The 15907-nt window shown below is 72.4% G+C and carries 16 protein-coding genes; 1 reads left to right on the top strand and 15 read right to left on the bottom strand.

Annotated features, from left to right (window positions below; genetic code table 11):
• Positions 1–2: 2 nt before the first annotated feature.
• Positions 3–986, top strand: coding sequence for a helix-turn-helix domain-containing protein (locus IE308_RS07540; RefSeq protein ID WP_229908726.1), 984 nt, complete (start codon positions 3–5; stop codon positions 984–986).
• A gap of 19 nt (positions 987–1005) precedes the next feature.
• On the opposite strand, the gene IE308_RS07535 is transcribed toward IE308_RS07540, so the two are convergent.
• From IE308_RS07535 to IE308_RS07465, 15 genes are all read right to left on the bottom strand, one after another.
• Positions 1006–1746, bottom strand: coding sequence for a sirohydrochlorin chelatase (locus IE308_RS07535; protein ID WP_190217095.1), 741 nt, complete (start codon positions 1744–1746; stop codon positions 1006–1008).
• Positions 1747–1751: 5 nt separating this feature from the next.
• Positions 1752–2660 (bottom strand): ABC transporter permease, encoded by a 909-nt coding sequence (locus tag IE308_RS07530; protein WP_110632171.1) that lies wholly within the window; start codon positions 2658–2660, stop codon positions 1752–1754.
• A complete protein-coding gene (locus tag IE308_RS07525; protein WP_110632174.1) occupies positions 2647–3432 on the bottom strand; it encodes an ABC transporter ATP-binding protein in 786 nt (261 codons plus the stop codon). Before IE308_RS07525 ends, IE308_RS07530 begins: the two co-directional genes overlap by 14 nt.
• 36 nt (positions 3433–3468) lie before the next feature.
• The gene (locus tag IE308_RS07520) at positions 3469–4578 is read right to left on the bottom strand and encodes an aliphatic sulfonate ABC transporter substrate-binding protein (protein ID WP_190217094.1); all 1110 of its coding nucleotides are present in this window, start codon (positions 4576–4578) and stop codon (positions 3469–3471) included.
• Positions 4579–4801: 223 nt separating this feature from the next.
• On the bottom strand, positions 4802–6136 hold the full coding sequence (locus IE308_RS07510) for a sulfate adenylyltransferase subunit 1 (RefSeq protein ID WP_190217093.1): 1335 nt from the start codon (positions 6134–6136) through the stop codon (positions 4802–4804).
• Between the two features lie 2 nt (positions 6137–6138).
• Positions 6139–7074, bottom strand: coding sequence for a sulfate adenylyltransferase subunit CysD (gene cysD / locus IE308_RS07505; RefSeq protein ID WP_110632184.1), 936 nt, complete (start codon positions 7072–7074; stop codon positions 6139–6141).
• Positions 7071–7643, bottom strand: a complete 573-nt coding sequence (gene cysC, locus IE308_RS07500; protein ID WP_190217092.1) for an adenylyl-sulfate kinase — start codon at positions 7641–7643, stop codon at positions 7071–7073. The genes cysD and cysC overlap by 4 nt, the downstream gene beginning before the upstream one ends.
• Positions 7640–8350, bottom strand: coding sequence for a phosphoadenylyl-sulfate reductase (locus IE308_RS07495; protein ID WP_190217091.1), 711 nt, complete (start codon positions 8348–8350; stop codon positions 7640–7642). Before IE308_RS07495 ends, cysC begins: the two co-directional genes overlap by 4 nt.
• Entirely contained in the window at positions 8347–8526 is a 180-nt protein-coding gene (locus tag IE308_RS07490) for a hypothetical protein (RefSeq protein WP_110632194.1), read from the bottom strand. The genes IE308_RS07495 and IE308_RS07490 overlap by 4 nt, the downstream gene beginning before the upstream one ends.
• Positions 8523–10223: a nitrite/sulfite reductase gene (locus IE308_RS07485; RefSeq protein ID WP_190217090.1), complete on the bottom strand. Its 1701-nt coding sequence runs from the start codon at positions 10221–10223 to the stop codon at positions 8523–8525. Before IE308_RS07485 ends, IE308_RS07490 begins: the two co-directional genes overlap by 4 nt.
• Before the next feature lie 126 nt (positions 10224–10349).
• Positions 10350–10433, bottom strand: a complete 84-nt coding sequence (locus IE308_RS37420; RefSeq protein ID WP_343234115.1) for a putative leader peptide — start codon at positions 10431–10433, stop codon at positions 10350–10352.
• Positions 10434–10590: 157 nt separating this feature from the next.
• Positions 10591–11163, bottom strand: coding sequence for a GNAT family N-acetyltransferase (locus IE308_RS07480; protein WP_110632199.1), 573 nt, complete (start codon positions 11161–11163; stop codon positions 10591–10593).
• Between the two features lie 17 nt (positions 11164–11180).
• Positions 11181–12473, bottom strand: a complete 1293-nt coding sequence (locus IE308_RS07475) for a hypothetical protein (protein WP_190217089.1) — start codon at positions 12471–12473, stop codon at positions 11181–11183.
• Positions 12474–12651: 178 nt separating this feature from the next.
• Positions 12652–13950 (bottom strand): helix-turn-helix domain-containing protein, encoded by a 1299-nt coding sequence (locus IE308_RS07470; RefSeq protein WP_190217088.1) that lies wholly within the window; start codon positions 13948–13950, stop codon positions 12652–12654.
• A gap of 286 nt (positions 13951–14236) precedes the next feature.
• Positions 14237–15871, bottom strand: coding sequence for an acyl-CoA dehydrogenase family protein (locus tag IE308_RS07465; RefSeq protein ID WP_190217087.1), 1635 nt, complete (start codon positions 15869–15871; stop codon positions 14237–14239).
• Between the last annotated feature and the right edge of the window lie 36 nt (positions 15872–15907).

Here is a 15907-nt window from a genome sequence, read left to right as displayed (position 1 = left end):
CAATGATCGAGTTCCGGTTCGCCATCGGTGACCTCGCCACCACCTCCTTCGCCTACTCCCCGCTCCAGGAGGCGGTGTTCTCGCTGCGCTGCCTGCACGACCCGGCCCGCTACCCGCACCACCGGCCCTGGCTGCGCCGGATCCGCCCGCACCTCGACGGCCTGGACCGCGACCTGCTCACCGCGCTCGTCGCGCCCTGGCTGTGGGTGCCGGACTTCCTCACCCCGCGCCCCCAACGCGCCCGCCCGGGCTTCGCCGAGGAACTCGACCGGCTCGCCGCCACCCCGCCGGACGTCGTCGACGCCGACTTCCGCGCCACCTACCGCACCCCGCAGTCGCTGCCCCCGGTCGTCGCCCGCGGACTCGCCGACCCGGCCGCCTTCCTGGACCGGATCGTCCGCGCCCTGGACGCCTACTGGCACACCTGCCTGGCCGCCGACTGGTGGCCCAGGGTGCGGACCATCCTGGAGGCCGACCTCGCCCACCGCGGCCGGACCCTGGCCGAGCAGGGCGCCGTGGCACTGTTCGCCGGGCTCGACCACCGGCTCAGCTGGACCGACGGCCGACTGCGGCTGTCCACCCGGGACTTCAACGTGCCCGCGCCCTGGACCGGTGTCAGCATCGAGGGACGCGGCATGGTGTTGCTGCCGACGCTGTTCGCCCGCGGCGCCCAGCCGCTGATCGACCCCAGCCGGCCCCCGGTCATGATGTATCCGGCGCGCGGCCGGGCCACCCTCTCCGAGGAGCCGCCCCCGGTCACCGGCGAGGCCCTCGTCCGCCTCCTCGGCCGCCCCCGCGCCCGCCTGCTGCTCCTGCTGGCCGAGCCGGCCTCCACCACCGAACTGGCCCACCGCCTCGACGTCACCCCGGGCGCCGTCAGCCAGCACCTGGCGGTCCTCTACGACGCGGGCCTGCTCACCCGCACCCGCAGCGGCCGCATCGTCCGCTACGCCCGCACGGCACTCGGCGACGGACTGTGCCGTTGATGCCGTCCGCCGGGGACGGTCAGGCCCCCACCGCCGCGACCAGCGGCACCCGCGCCCCGTCGTACCGTTCCAGCAGCAGCCGCGCCACCTCCGGCGCCGGGCCGAGGACGTCCGCGAGGACGTCCGCGTCCGCCGCGCCCCGGGCGATGCGGTCCGGCAGGAAGCCGGGGGCCAGCACGTACGGGGCGACGGCGACGCGCGCGCAGCCGAGGGCGCGCAGCCGGCGTACCGCGTCCTCGGTGCGGGGAAGGGATGCGGAGGCGAACGCAGGCCGCACGGCGCACCAACCGGTGTGCCGCCACTCCCGCGCGATATCAGCGATCACTGCGATCGCCTCCGGGTCGGAGGACCCCGCCGAGGCCAGCACGACCCCGGTCGAGGACTTGTCGGCGGGGGACAGCCCCGCCTCGTACAGGCGCCGGTCCAGCGCGGACAGCAGCAGCGGGGACGGGCCGAGCACCTCGGCCTGCCGGATCCGCAGCCGCGGCGGCGCGTCCCGCAGCACCGCCGGGATGTCCGCCTTGGCGTGGAAGGCGCGCGTCAGCAGCAGCGGCAGGGCGACGACGTCCCGCACGCCCTGTGCCGCCAGGGACTCCAGCACCCCGTGCACGGACGGGATGTTGAAGTCCAGGAACCCGGTCTCCACCCGCAGCCCCGGCCGCAGCGCCCGCACCCGCTCCACCAGGGCGTGCACGGTCGCGGCATGCCGCGGATCGCGGCTGCCGTGGGCGATGACCAGGAGGACCGGGTTCGGGGACATACGGATCAGTTCCTCACCAGCAGACCGCGGCTGCGCAGCACCCACCGCTCCAGCGGGCTGAAGATCAGCAGATCGATCGCGATACCGACGAACAGGATCAGGATGATCGCCTCGAACACCATCGACATGGAGCTGGCGTTGCGGCCGTTCTCCAGCAGCGCGCCCAGACCGATGCCCAGGTCGGGGGAGGAGGCGATGATCTCGGCGGCCATCAGCGACCGCCAGGAGAACGCCCAGCCCTGCTTCAGACCGGCCAGATAGCCCGGCAGCGCGGCCGGCATGACGATGTGCCAGGCACCCCGCAGCCCCGTCGCGCCCATCGTGCGGCCCGCCCGCAGGAACAGCGGCGGCACCTGGTCGATGCCGGAGACCAGCCCGTTGGCGATCGACGGCACCGCGCCGAGCAGGATCACCGCGTACATCATCGAGTTGTTCAGACCCAGCCAGATCACCGCCGGCGGCACCCACGCCACGCTCGGCAGCGACTGCAGCCCGGACAGGATCGGCCCGATCGCCGCCCGCACGAACTTCACCCGCGCCACCAGCAGCCCCAGCGGCGTGCCGATGGCGAGCGCGAACAGGAAGCCGAGCAGACCGCGCGAGACGCTGGTCCAGATGTAGTCGAGCAGGGTGCCGGCGAGCCAGGCGTCCTTGAACTCGTTGCCGACGTCCGCGGGCGAGGGCAGCTTCGTCGGATCGTCGACGATCTTCAACGAGATCAGTGCCTGCCAGATCACCAGCACCACGGCGACGGCGACGACCGGCGGCAGAACCTTGTTGAGCAGCGTCTGCTTCAGCGGGGGACGGCCGGCGGCCGAGGTCTCCAGCGCGTCGAGCCCGGCCTCCAGCCCGCCGAGGCTGTCCTTGACGGGCGGAGTGTCCGCCGTCGTGTCGGTCGTCTCAGTGCTGGCCATGTCGGCGGATCTCCCCACGCAGTACTTCGGTGATCTCCCGGGACAGTTCCGCCACCGGGGCGTCCTCGATCCGGCGCGGCTGCGGGATGTCGACCCGCCACTCGCGCGCCACCCGGCCCGGCCGCGACGACAGCAGCACGACCCGCTGGGCGAGCCGGACGGCCTCGCGCACGTTGTGCGTGACGAACAGCACCGACACGCCCGTCTCCGCCCAGATCCGGGTCAGCTCGTCGTGCAGCACGTCCCGGGTGATCGCGTCCAGCGCCGCGAACGGCTCGTCCATCAGCAGCAGCCGGCTGTCCTGGGCGAGCGCCCGGGCCATCGCCACGCGCTGGCGCATACCGCCGGACAGCTCGTGCACCCGCTTGCCGTACGACCCGTTCAGCCGGACCAGTTCGAGCAGCTCCTCGGCGCGGGAGCGCCGCTCGCCCTTGGGCACGCCCCGGAGCTTCAGGGCCAGTTCGATGTTCTTGCCCGCGGTCAGCCACGGGAACAGGGCGTGCTCCTGGAACATCAGAGCCGGACGCCCGTCGGTGGTGATGCTGCCGGCGGTGGGCCGGTCCAGGCCCGCCACCAGGTTCAGCAGGGTGGACTTGCCGCAGCCCGAGGCACCCAGGAGGGTGACGAACTCGCCCGGCGCGACATCGAGGGTGATGTCGTCCAGGACGAGCTGCTGCCCGGCGGGCCCGGCGAAGGACTTCGAGACGTTCTCGATGCGCGCGGCGTGCTCGACCGACTCGACGCCTACGGCCTTGGCGATCGCGGTGGCCATGGTCGTCACCTCCTGGGAACTCTCGGGATTACGGGCTTACTTGGTGCCGAGGCCAGCGTCGTCGACCGGGCTCGCGCCCTGCGCGGCGAGGACCTTGTTCAGCAGCGTCAGGTCGTAGATGCCGTCCAGCTTCGGCTGCTTCAGCAGCCCCGCCTTCACCGCGTGCTCGGCCTCGGTGTTCAGCGTCGCGGCCAGCGGGTCGTCGATGAACTGCACGGACTTCCACGCCGGGTCGAGGACCTTGGCCGGCAGGGCCTTGCCGGAGTCCTCCTTCAGCTGCGCGTTGGCCGCGGCCTTCGCCTGCTCCGGGTTGGCGTTGATCCACTTGTTGGCCCCGACCGAGGCCCGCAGCACCGCCTCGACCGCCTTCGGGTGCTCCTTGAGGAACTTCTGCGACACGATCACGTTCGTGATCACGAACTTCTTGTCCGGCCACAGGTCGGCCTCGTCCAGCAGCACCTTCGCGCCCTCGGCGACCAGCTTCGACGCGGTCGGCTCCGGCACCCACGCGCCGTCGATGGACCCGGACTTGTAGGCGTCCGGGGTGACCTTGTTGTCGGTGCGGACGACCGAGACGTCACCCTTGCCGCTCTGCGCGTCGACCTTCCAGCCCTTGCCGGCGATCCAGTTGAGGAACGCCACGTCCTGGGTGTTGCCGAGCTGCGGGGTCGCGATCTTCTTGCCCTTGACGTCGTCCAGCGTCTTGATCTTCTCCGGGTTCACGACGAGCTTCACGCCGCCGGAGGCCGACCCGGAGATGATCCGCAGGCTCTTGCCCTCGGACTTGGTGTAGCCGTTGATCGCGGGGGAGGGGCCGATCCAGCCGATGTCGATGGAGCCGGAGTTCAGCGCCTCGATCTCCGAGGGGCCGGCGTTGAACACCTGGTACTTGGCCCGGGTGGCGCCCAGCTCCTTCTGGAAGAAGCCCTTCTGCTTGCCGACCAGGGCGGTGGCGTGGGTGAGGTTGCCGAAGTAGCCGATCTTGACGGAGTCGAGGCCGTCGATCTTCTCGGCGCCGGCGGCGACCTTCTGCTCGGACGAGTCGTCCTTGGCGTTGGAGCCGTAGCCGCAGGCGGCGAGGGCGAGGAGGGGAAGTGCGGCGACGGCGGCGATGCCGCGGCGGACAAGCACGGAGCTGGCAGGCACGGGAGGTGTTCCTCTCGTTGGCCCGGCGGTCACGGTCTCTCAGGCCGTGGCCGGGAGGTCGGCAGGTCTTCGTTCACGCAGGTGGGGGGTGAGGGCGCGCAGGCAGTGCGCGTACGTCAGCGCACACATCGCGCCACCCCGCCCTGTCCGCTGCCGAGGGCGCCGCTGCCGACGCGGCCGCCCTCCTTCGCGAACGTGCCGTAGAAACCGTTGGAGTTCATGCTCAGAAGTCCCAGCCGTCGTCGTCGGACTCGTCCTTGACCGGCTCCGGCGCGGCGAACGACTCGCCGACCATGCCCGCGGTCAGGGTGGTGCCGTCGTTCGGGTCGATCAGGATGAACGAGCCGGTGCGCCGCGAGTCGGCGTAGGAGTCGACCGGCAGCGGCTCGGCGGTGCGGATCTTCACCCGGCCGATGTCGTTGGCGGCGAGCTGCCCCGGGTGCGGGTGCAGCGACAGGTCGTCCAGCGTGAGCCGGGACGGGATGTCCTTCACGATCGCCTTGACCGTGCGCGTGCCGTGCTTGAGCAGCACCCGGTGCCCGACCCGCAGCGGCTCGTCCGCCACATGGCAGACCGTCGCCTCGATGTCCTGCGTGGTCGGCGGGGCGTCCTTGCTGGGCACGATCAGGTCGCCGCGGGAGATGTCGATGTCGTCCTCCAGCAGGAGGGTCACCGACTGCGGGGTCCAGGCCACGTCGACGGACTCGCCCAGCAGGTCGATTGCGGCGATCTTCGTGGCCCGCCCGGACGGCAGCACCGTCACGGACTCGCCGACGCGGAAGGTGCCGGCGGCGATCTGGCCCGCGTAGCCGCGGTAGTCGGGGTGCTCGGCGCTCTGCGGCCGGATCACGTACTGCACGGGCAGCCGCGCGTGGCAGTGCCGCAGGTCGTGGGCGACCGGGACGGTCTCCAGGTGCTCCAGGACGGTCGGCCCGCCGTACCAGTCCATGTGGGCGCTGGGCTCCACGACGTTGTCGCCCTCGAGCGCCGAGATCGGGATCGCGGTCACCTCGGGCACGCCCAGCTCGGTGGCGTACGCGGTGAACTCCTCGGCGATCGCGGCGAACACCGACTCCGCGTAGCCGACGAGGTCCATCTTGTTCACGGCGAGCACGACGTGCGGGACGCGCAGCAGCGCGGCGATCGCGGCGTGCCGGCGGGTCTGCTCCACGACGCCGTTGCGGGCGTCGACGAGGATCACCGTCAGCTCGGCGGTGGAGGCGCCGGTGACCATGTTCCGCGTGTACTGCACGTGGCCCGGGGTGTCGGCCAGGATGAACCGGCGCCGGGGCGTGGCGAAGTAGCGGTAGGCGACGTCGATGGTGATGCCCTGCTCCCGCTCGGCCCGCAGGCCGTCGGTGAGCAGCGCGAGGTCCGGGCCCTCCTGGCCGCGGCTCGCGGAGACGCGCTCCACGGCCTCCAGCTGGTCGGCGAGGACCGACTTGGAGTCGTGCAGCAGCCGGCCCACCAGCGTGGACTTGCCGTCGTCGACGGAACCGGCCGTGGCGAACCGCAGCAGGGTGGTGGCCGAGAGCTCCTCGGTCGTGGTCGTGCTCATCTCTAGAAGTACCCCTCGCGCTTGCGGTCTTCCATCGCGGCCTCGGACAGCTTGTCGTCGGCGCGGGTGGCGCCCCGCTCGGTCAGCCGGGACGCGGCGATCTCCGCGATCACCTTCTCGATGGTGTCGGCGTCCGAGTCGACGGCACCGGTGCAGGACATGTCACCGACGGTCCGGTAGCGGACGATCCGCTTCTCGACCGTCTCGCCCTCCTTGGGGCCGCCCCACTCGCCGGCGGTCAGCCACATGCCGGAGCGCTGGAACACCTCGCGCTCGTGCGCGTAGTAGATCTCGGGCAGCTCGATGCCCTCGCGGGCGATGTACTGCCACACGTCCAGCTCGGTCCAGTTGGACAGCGGGAAGACGCGCACGTGCTCGCCGGGGGCGTGCCGGCCGTTGTACAGGTTCCACAGCTCGGGCCGCTGGCGGCGCGGGTCCCACTGGGAGAACTCGTCGCGCAGCGAGAACACCCGCTCCTTGGCGCGGGCCTTCTCCTCGTCGCGCCGGCCGCCGCCGAAGACCGCGTCGAACTTCTCCGCCTGGATCTTCTCCGTCAGCGGCAGCGTCTGCAGCGGGTTGCGGGTGCCGTCCGGGCGCTCCTTGAGGACACCACGGTCGATGTAGTCCTGCACGGAGGCCACGTGCAGCCGCAGCCCGTGCTTCTCCACCGTGCGGTCGCGGTACTCCAGGACCTCGGGGAAGTTGTGCCCGGTGTCCACGTGCAGCAGCGCGAACGGCACCGGCGCCGGCCGGAACGCCTTCAGCGCCAGGTGCAGCATGACGATGGAGTCCTTGCCACCGGAGAACAGGATCACCGGGTTCTCGAACTCGCCCGCGACCTCGCGGAAGATGTGCACGGCCTCGGACTCGAGGGCGTCCAGGTGGGAGAGGGCGTACGGGGTGTCCGTGCCCTCCTGGGCGGTGGCGACGGTCGTCATGCCAGTCCCCTTTCGGTCAGCAGGCTGTGCACGGCGGCCGCGGACTCCTGCACGGTCTGGTTCTGCGACTCGATCCGAAGATCGGGCGCCTCGGGCTCCTCGTACGGGTCGTCGACCCCGGTCAGGCCGGTCAGCTCGCCCGCGGCCTGCTTGGCGTACAGGCCCTTGACGTCCCGCACGGAGCACACCTCGACCGGCGTGGCCACGTGGATCTCCAGGTACGTCGTGCCGTTCGCCTCGTGCCGCTTGCGCACCGCGTCACGGCTGTCGGCGTACGGCGCGATGACCGGGACGAGGACCTTCACGCCGTTGCGGGCGAGCAGTTCGGCGACGAAGCCGATGCGCTGCACGTTGGTGTGCCGGTCCTCGCGGGAGAAGCCGAGGCCCGCGGAGATGAACTCGCGGATCTCGTCGCCGTCGAGCACCTCCACCCGCTGGCCCTCGGCACGCAGCCGGCCGGCCAGCTCGTAGGCGATGGTGGTCTTGCCGGCGCTCGGCAGACCCGTGAGCCAGACGGTGGCTCCGCTCGTCACGTCGCTCTCCTGATCGTCCTGGTGGTTCGTCGTCATCCGTGCAGCCCGCACTCGGTCTTGGCACGGCCCGCCCAGCGGCCGGCGCGCGCGTCCTCGCCCTCCAGCACCCGCCGGGTGCAGGGGGCGCAGCCGACGGAGGCGTAGCCGTCCATGAGCAGCGGGTTGGTCAGCACGCCGTGCTCGGTGACGTAGGCGTCCACGTCGTCCTGGGTCCAGCGGGCGATCGGGGAGATCTTGACCTTCTGCCGCTTCTCGTCCCAGCCGACGACCGGGGTGTTCGCCCGGGTCGGGGACTCGTCGCGGCGCAGGCCTGTCGCCCACGCCTGGTAGCCCTTCAGGCCCTCCTCCAGCGGCTGCACCTTGCGCAGCTTGCAGCACAGGTCGGGGTCGCGGTCGTGCAGCTTCGGCCCGTACTGGGCGTCCTGCTCGGCGACCGTCTGCCGCGGGGTGAGCGTGATGACGTTGACGTCCATCACGGCCTCCACCGCGTCGCGGGTGCCGATGGTCTCCTCGAAGTGGTAGCCGGTGTCGAGGAAGACGACGTCCACGCCCTTCAGCACGCGGGACGCCAGGTGCGCGACCACCGCGTCCTCCATGGAGGAGGTGACGCAGAAGCCCTTGCCGAAGGTGTCGACCGCCCACTGGAGGATCTCCAGCGCGGAGGCGTCCTCCAGGTCGCGTCCCGCCTGCTCGGCCAGTGCCTTCAACTCGTCTGCCGTGCGCTCTCGCTGAGCCGTCGTCATGTCGGGTCCCCTCCGTTGTCGGCCTGCTTCAGCCCCCGGGCCAGCAGCCCGAGGAACTTCAGCTGGAATGCGCGGTTGCAGGCCGCGCATTCCCAGGCCCCGTGACCTTCCTCGCTGGGGCGCAGGTCCTCCTCGCCGCAGTACGGGCAGTAGAAGGGCGCCGCACGCTCGCTCACGACAGGGCCTCCTCGGAGGCGCGGGCCGCCCAGGCGGCGAACCGCTCGCCGTCCTGGCGCTCGGCCTGGAACCGCTTTAGGACGCGCTCGATGTAGTCGGGCAGCTCGTCCGCCGTGACCTTCAGACCGCGCACCTTGCGGCCGAAGCCGGCCTCCAGGCCGAGCGCGCCGCCCAGGTGCACCTGGTAACCCTCGACCTGCTCGCCCTGGTCGTTGAGGACCAGCTGGCCCTTGAGACCGATGTCCGCGACCTGGATACGGGCGCAGGCGTTGGGGCAGCCGTTGAGGTTGATGGTGAGCGGCTCGTCGAACTCCGGCAGGCGGCGCTCCAGTTCGTCGATCAGGGTGGAGCCGCGCTGCTTGGTCTCGACGATGGCGAGCTTGCAGAACTCGATGCCGGTGCAGGCCATGGTGCCGCGCCGGAAGGAGGACGGACGCGCGGTGAGGTCGAGGGCCTCCAGGCCGTCGACGAGCGAGTCGACCTGGTCCTGCTCGACGTCCAGGATGATCATCTTCTGCTCGACCGTGGTGCGCACCCGGCCCGAGCCGTGCGCCTCCGCCAGGTCGGCGATCTTCGTCAGGGTGGAACCGTCGACCCGGCCGACGCGCGGCGCGAAGCCGACGTAGAAGCGGCCGTCCTTCTGGCGGTGGACGCCGATGTGGTCGCGCCACTGCTGCACGGGCTGCTCGGGGGCGGGCCCGTCGACGAGCTTGCGGCCGCCGAGGTACTCGTCCTCCAGCACCTGGCGGAACTTCTCCGCGCCCCAGTCGGCGACCAGGAACTTCAGCCGGGCGCGGTTGCGCAGCCGGCGGTAGCCGTAGTCGCGGAAGATGGAGATGACGCCCTCGTAGACGTCCGGCACCTCGTCGATCGGCACCCAGGCGCCGAGCCGCACGCCCAGCTTGGGGTTGGTGGACAGGCCGCCGCCGACCCACACGTCGAAGCCGGGGCCGTGCTCGGGGTGGCGGACGCCGACGAACGCGACGTCGTTGATCTCGTGCACCACGTCCAGCAGCGGCGAGCCGGAGATCGCCGTCTTGAACTTGCGGGGGAGGTTCGAGTACGCCGGGTTGTTCAGGACGCGGCGCTTCATCTCCTCCAGCGCCGGCGTCGCGTCGATGATCTCGTCCTCGGCGATGCCCGCGACGGGGGAGCCGATCATCACGCGGGGGGTGTCACCGCAGGCGGTGACGGTGGACAGGCCCACGGCCTCCAGGCGGTTCCAGATCTCGGGCACGTCCTCGATCCGGATCCAGTGGTACTGCACGTTCTGCCGGTCGGTGATGTCCGCCGTGCCGCGCGCGAACTCCTGCGAGATCTCGCCGATGACGCGCAGCTGCCGGGTCGTCAGCGCACCGCCGTCGATGCGCACGCGCAGCATGAAGTAGCTGTCGTCCAGCTCCTCCGGCTCCAGGATCGCGGTCTTGCCGCCGTCGATCCCGGGCTTGCGCTGGGTGTACAGGCCCCACCAACGCATCCGGCCGCGCAGGTCGTTGGGGTCGATCGAGTCGAATCCGCGCTTCGAGTAGATCGTCTCAATGCGTGTCCGCACATTGAGACCGTCGTCGTCCTTCTTGAACTGTTCGTTGCCGTTGAGCGGGGTGAAGTGACCCGCGGCCCACTGACCCTCGCCGCGGTGACGGCTCACCTTGCGGCGGGGCGCTGAGGCGGCAGGGTTCTGCGGGGTGGCGGCCATGGTGGATACGTCCTTCGGACAGGCGGAATGCGGCTCTGATCTGCGCTTTCGGGCGCGTGCGGGCATGCGTGCGCGTCGTTGCGCAGGGCAGACAGAAGGGGAGGGAACCGGGGATGCTGCGGGCGGTCAGCGCATCGGACAGATGGCGCTGGACATGCGGCCGAGGTCGACGTGCCGCCGACTCACCAAGGCGATTCCAGTTCCAGACATGACGGAAGCGTGTCACGGCGATCTGGACACAGTCCAGCTTCGTCCATCATGCGGACACCCTTGTCCCGCTATGTGGGACAAGGGTGTCGTCGGTCACACCCGCCGCACGGGACCTTGTCGACGCAGGTCAGCCGGGGTATGGCGAGACCGCGAGCGGTCAGGCCGGGAAGGCGCCGGGCCACGGGCCGGGCGTGGCCACCTCGGGCTCCTCCTCGACCTTGGTGTCGAAGAGCCTGAAGCCGCGGCGCAGGTAGTTGTCCATGGCGAACTCGCCGTCCTTGCTGCACGTGTGCAGCCACACCCGCTTGGTCCCGGCCAGCCCCGGCCAGCGGTCCGCGAGGTCCCAGGCGCGGGCGACGCCGTACGACAGCAGATGGCCGCCGATCCGCCGGCCGCGGAAGGCCGGGATCAGACCGAAGTAGACGATCTCGACCGCACCGTCGTCCTGCGGCTCCAGCTCCACGTACCCGGCGGGCGTGCCCCGGTCGTAGGCCACCCACGTCTCCACCCCGGGCCGGTCCAGGTACTCCTGCCAGCGGGCGTGGCTCCAGCCGAGCCGGTCGGTCCAGCGGATGTCCCCGCCCACGGAGGCGTACAGAAAACGGCTGAACTCGGGGGAGGGCACCTCGGCGCGGACGATCCGCACGTCACCCTCGGGCGCGGCGGCCGGGAGGAGGTCGGACGGGGACGTCTGTTCGAGGGACCAGGTGGTCACGGGGATGTTGGCCATACCGGCCAGGGAACCATCTACCCCAGCGACCTGTCGATCGTGTTCAGTCCCAGCGAAAACAGCATCCGCCCTGCCTGCGACCACACCGCCCCGGTGCCGTCCGTGACGGACAGCGGGCCGGCCGGGGCGCTCCAGCACTGGTGCGAGCCGTCCGGGCCGCACTTCGCCGACGCGGTGCCGCCGTCGCCCAGCCGCCCGAGCAGGCCGCGCCCGTCCGCGTCGCCCGCCGCCCGGGCGACGTACCAGTCGGAGCCGCGGGCCAGCACCCCGCGCACCCCGGTGACCTTCGTCTCGTACGCCGCGTCCGGCAGCGCGCGCCCTCGCGCGTCGAGCGCCGGCAGCCCCGTGCGGGCCGCGTCGAGGCCGACCGGGTAGCGCCACAGCCGGGTCGGCCGGTCGCTGCCGGCGGGCACCGCCTCGCTCGCCACCAGGCCGTCGGGGAAGGTGCTGCGGTCCAGCGAGATGCTGCCGATCCGCACGTCACCGGGCATCCGGTACGCGCCCACGGCCGGCAGCACGAACCGGGCCCCCGCCGCCGACCAGCCGCCCGGCACCCGGCCCACGGCCGCGCTCTCCACGTCCGCGCGCTGGATCCGGCCGACGTCGTACACGTACAGCGCCCGGCCGTCCGCCCCGTCAGCGGTGACCAGCAGCGTGCTGCCGTACCAGACCATGCCGGTGACCGCCGAGGCCAGCGCCCGGTAGTCGCGGCCGCCGTCGGCCGGCACGGCGAGCAGCGCCCAGGTGTAGGCGAGGTGGTCGGGGTCGTCGGCGTCGACGAAGGCGACCCGGGCCGCTCCGGCCTCGCCGGACGCCTCGTCGCCGTCGGACGGGGGGCCCGACCAGGCCGACAGCAGGACCCGCTCGCCCTGCCAGCGGCCGTCGGGGGAGTCGCCCGGCGCGGTGACCGCGCCCGGCCGCAGGGAGGCGGTGTCGGCGGCGCCGAAGCAGTACGCGCGTGTGGCGGCCGGCGCCGCGGGCAGCGCCCGCTTCTCGTCGGCGGTGCACGCGTCCGCACCGCGCAGTGTGTGGTCGGCGCCGGCGAGGACCGCGCCGACGTCCACGGGCCGGCCCATCGCCGCGGCGAGCCGGTCGAGGTCGGCCGGGGCGACCGGCTCCCGCTCCAGCCGCAGTTCCGCCAGGTCGGCGGCGGAGGTGAGGGGTATGGGCCGGCCCGGGGTATCGGTGACCGTGGCCTGGGAGGCGCTGATCATGGTGGCGGCCGCGGTCAGCGCGAAGGCCGTTCCGGCCAGGAACGCGCGCAGCGCCCTGCCCCGCCTGCGCCGGCGATGTCTCCCGCGATGCTTCATCGTTCCTCCCGAGGCGAGCCAACTGCGCCCGGTGATCCGTAGGTTGGCTGCAGGAGCAGATGGGGCGGCCCGTAGCACGGGATGCTACGGCAGTCGGGTGCCGCGCGGGACGAAGACCCCGCAAAGATGCGGAAGATGCCACCGTAGGGCCCGTTCGGTGCAAGATGTCCGATCCAGGTCACGGTACGACGGCGGAATTCCGCCGCCTGATCACCCCGGGCGCGGTGGAGTGCGGCAGCAGCGCGCCCGGCTGGTCCGGAAGGAGCACCTCGACCTCCGCACCCTCGCAGAAACGATACGGCCGGTGGTCCAGAAACCCCCCGAGGTACCGCCGGACCCTGGACATCTCGGCCCGTACGGTCACCGTCCGCGCCGGGTCCCCGAACATGTCCTCGGCCAGGTCGGCCGCGCTGCGCCCCGCCCGGTGCACGGCCAGCAGGTACAGCAACTCCGCGTGCCGCGGGCTCAGTTCGTGCGTCCACGAGCCCGCGCCGCCGGACACCGTCACGGTCCAGCGCCGCGGCTGCGAGACGTCCAGCACGATCCGCGTGCCCCCCTCCGGCTGTCCCCCGTCGGGCGCGTCCACCGGCCGCAGCAGCCAGCCCTCGGCCAGCGGCTCCACCGCGCACACCCCCAGCGAGGGCAGCCACCGGCGGCCCGGCGCCAGCGACTTGGGCAGCCCCACCCGGTTCGTGTACGGCATCCCCGTGACGGCCGCCGTCCAGCCGTCCCGGTCCACCGCCACCGCCCGGCCGCCCACCCGGGCCAGCAGCGGCGCCGCCGTCGCCCGCAGCCGCTCCAGGGACTGCACATGCATCTCCCGCAGCCGCGCCTCGGCCAGCCGGGCCACCGTGTCCACCCAGGCCAGCGTGGCCGGATGCATTGTCTCCAGCGGCCCGCTCACATCGACCACGCCCAGCATCCGGCCGTCCCGCGGGTCGGTGATCGGCGCCCCCGCGCACGTCCACGAGGCGTGCGAGCGCACGAAGTGCTCCGCCGCGAACACCTGCACGGGCCGCCGCACCACCGCGGGCGTCCCCACCCCGTTGGTGCCGACCACGTCCTCCCGCCAGTCCGCGCCCAGCTCGAAACCGAGGCCGTCCGCCTTGCGCAGCACCGTCGGCGAACCCTCCCGCCACAGCACCCGCCCGTCGGCGTCCGCGACGACCATGATGTGCTGGGCGACGTCCGCCACCGACAGCAGCCCCTGGCGCAGCACCGGCAGCACATGGCGCAGCGGCGACTCCTCCCGCCGCCGGCGCAGCTCCTCGTCGGACAGCAGCCCCGACCGGAAGTCGTGGTCCGGATCGACCCCGCTGCGCAGCATCCGCCCCCAGGACTCCTCGATCACCGGCCGGGGCGCGATCGGTGTGCGCCGCCCGGCCAGCGCCGCGTCGCGCATCTTGCTGAGCACCCGCGCGGCGCGTGCCGCGTCGACGGCGGCGAGCTGCGTCACGTTGATCGGCGGGTTCGCCACTGGGTCCTCCCGAGAGGGGCCGTACCACCCGGATGTCAAGCCCTGCGGCCGACGCTTTCCGGTCCTGTTCCACTGGTTTCGGTGTGTGCCCCCATACTGCCGCCCGCTGGTGACGGAGGGGCACAGTCCGGTCACAACGGACCGTTCAGTTGCAACCCCCTGCAACCCTGGTGGGACGTTCGTGCGGTGGTTGAAACTTGATGCACGCCGTCCCGAGCGGCGTCACTGGCCTCGAAGGGCCAACGCGGCGGGGGTGGTGCCGTGTCGGCGCAGCACCACCCCCGCGTCACTCCACCGGCCGGGCCCGCTCCACGACGGCCGCCAGGTCCAGGGTGGACGGCAGCGTCCCGAAGGCCGCCCCGCCGTCCCCGCCCAGCCGCGCCGCGCAGAACGCGTCCGCGACCTCGGGCGGCGCGAACCGCACCAGCAGCGACCCCTGCAGCACCAGCGCCAGCCGCTCCGCCAGCCGCCGGGCCCGCCCCTCGACGCCCTCCAGGTCCCCGAGTTCGGTCAGCAGGTTCTTCGCCGCCGCGTCCAGCCGGTGGTCGGCGCCGCGCGACCGCCCGATCTCCATCAGGCAGGCGTCCAGCGCCCGCGGCTCCCGCCGCAGCGCCCGCAGCACGTCCAGGGCCTGCACATTGCCCGCCCCCTCCCAGATCGAGTTCAGCGGCGACTCCCGCACCAGCCGGGGCATGCCCGACTCCTCCACGTAGCCGTTGCCGCCCAGGCACTCCGCGGCCTCCACCGCCACCGGCGCGCACCGCTTGGTCACCCAGTACTTCGCCGCCGGCACCGCGATCCGCAGCAGCGCCCGCTCCTCCTCGCCGCCGTCGTCGTACGCCGCCGCCAGCCGCAGCGCCAGCGTCGTCGCCGCCTCCGACTCCAGCGCGAGATCGGCCAGAACATTGCGCATCAGCGGCTTGTCGACCAGCCGCCCGCCGAACGCCTCCCGGTAGGAGCAGTGGTGCACCGCCTGCGCGACCGCCTGCCGCATCAGCCCCGCCGAGCCCAGCACGCAGTCCAGCCGGGTCGCCGCGACCATGCCGATGATCGCCGCCACCCCGCGCCCCTCCTCGCCGACCCGGCGCGCCCAGGTGCCGTCGAACTCCACCTCCGCCGAGGCGTTCGACCGGTTGCCCAGCTTGTCCTTCAGCCGCTGGATCAGGAAGACGTTGCGGGTGCCGTCGTCCAGCACCCGCGGCACCAGGAAGCACGTCAGCCCGCCGGGCGCCTGCGCCAGCACCAGGAAACCGTCCGACATCGGCGCCGAGCAGAACCACTTGTGCCCGGTCAGCTCGTACGCGCCGGCCTCGGCGAGCGGCCGGGCGGCGGTGGTGTTGGCGCGGACGTCGCTGCCGCCCTGCTTCTCCGTCATGCCCATCCCGAACAGCACGCCCGCCTTCAGGTGCGCGGGCCGCAGCTCCCGGTCGTAGACCGTCGACGTCAGCCGCGGCTCCCACTCGGCGGCCAGCTCCGGATCGGTGCGCAGCGCCGGCACCGCCGCGTGGGTCATCGACAGCGGGCAGCCGTTGCCGGCCTCCACCTGCGTCCACACCAGGAACGCCGCCGCCCGCCGCACATGCCCGCCCGGCCGCGTCCACGCCGAGGTCAGCCCGGCCGCGACGCCCTTGCCGAGCAGCCGGTGCCAGGCCGGATGGAACTCGACCTCGTCGATCCGCCGCCCGTACCGGTCGTGGGTGCGCAGCCGCGGCGGGAACTCGTTGGCCTGCGCACCCCACTCCTGCAGCTGCGCCGACCCGGCCGACCGGCCGAGCGCCGACAGCTCGCCGTGCGCCTCGTCGAGCAGAGCGGGGTCCAGGTGCCGTTGCACCGCCTCGACCAGGGCCCGGTCGGCGCCGTAGACGTCGTATTCGGTCAGCGGCTCGGGCTGGTTGCTCACCGTGTGCGTGCTGCCTGCCATGTTCCGCAACCTACCCGCCACGGGGACGCTCATGAC

The sequence above is a fragment of the Streptomyces griseosporeus genome, from assembly GCF_014656055.1.
Lineage (GTDB): Bacteria > Actinomycetota > Actinomycetes > Streptomycetales > Streptomycetaceae > Streptomyces > Streptomyces griseosporeus.
This window is presented reverse-complemented; position numbering and strand designations above follow the sequence as displayed.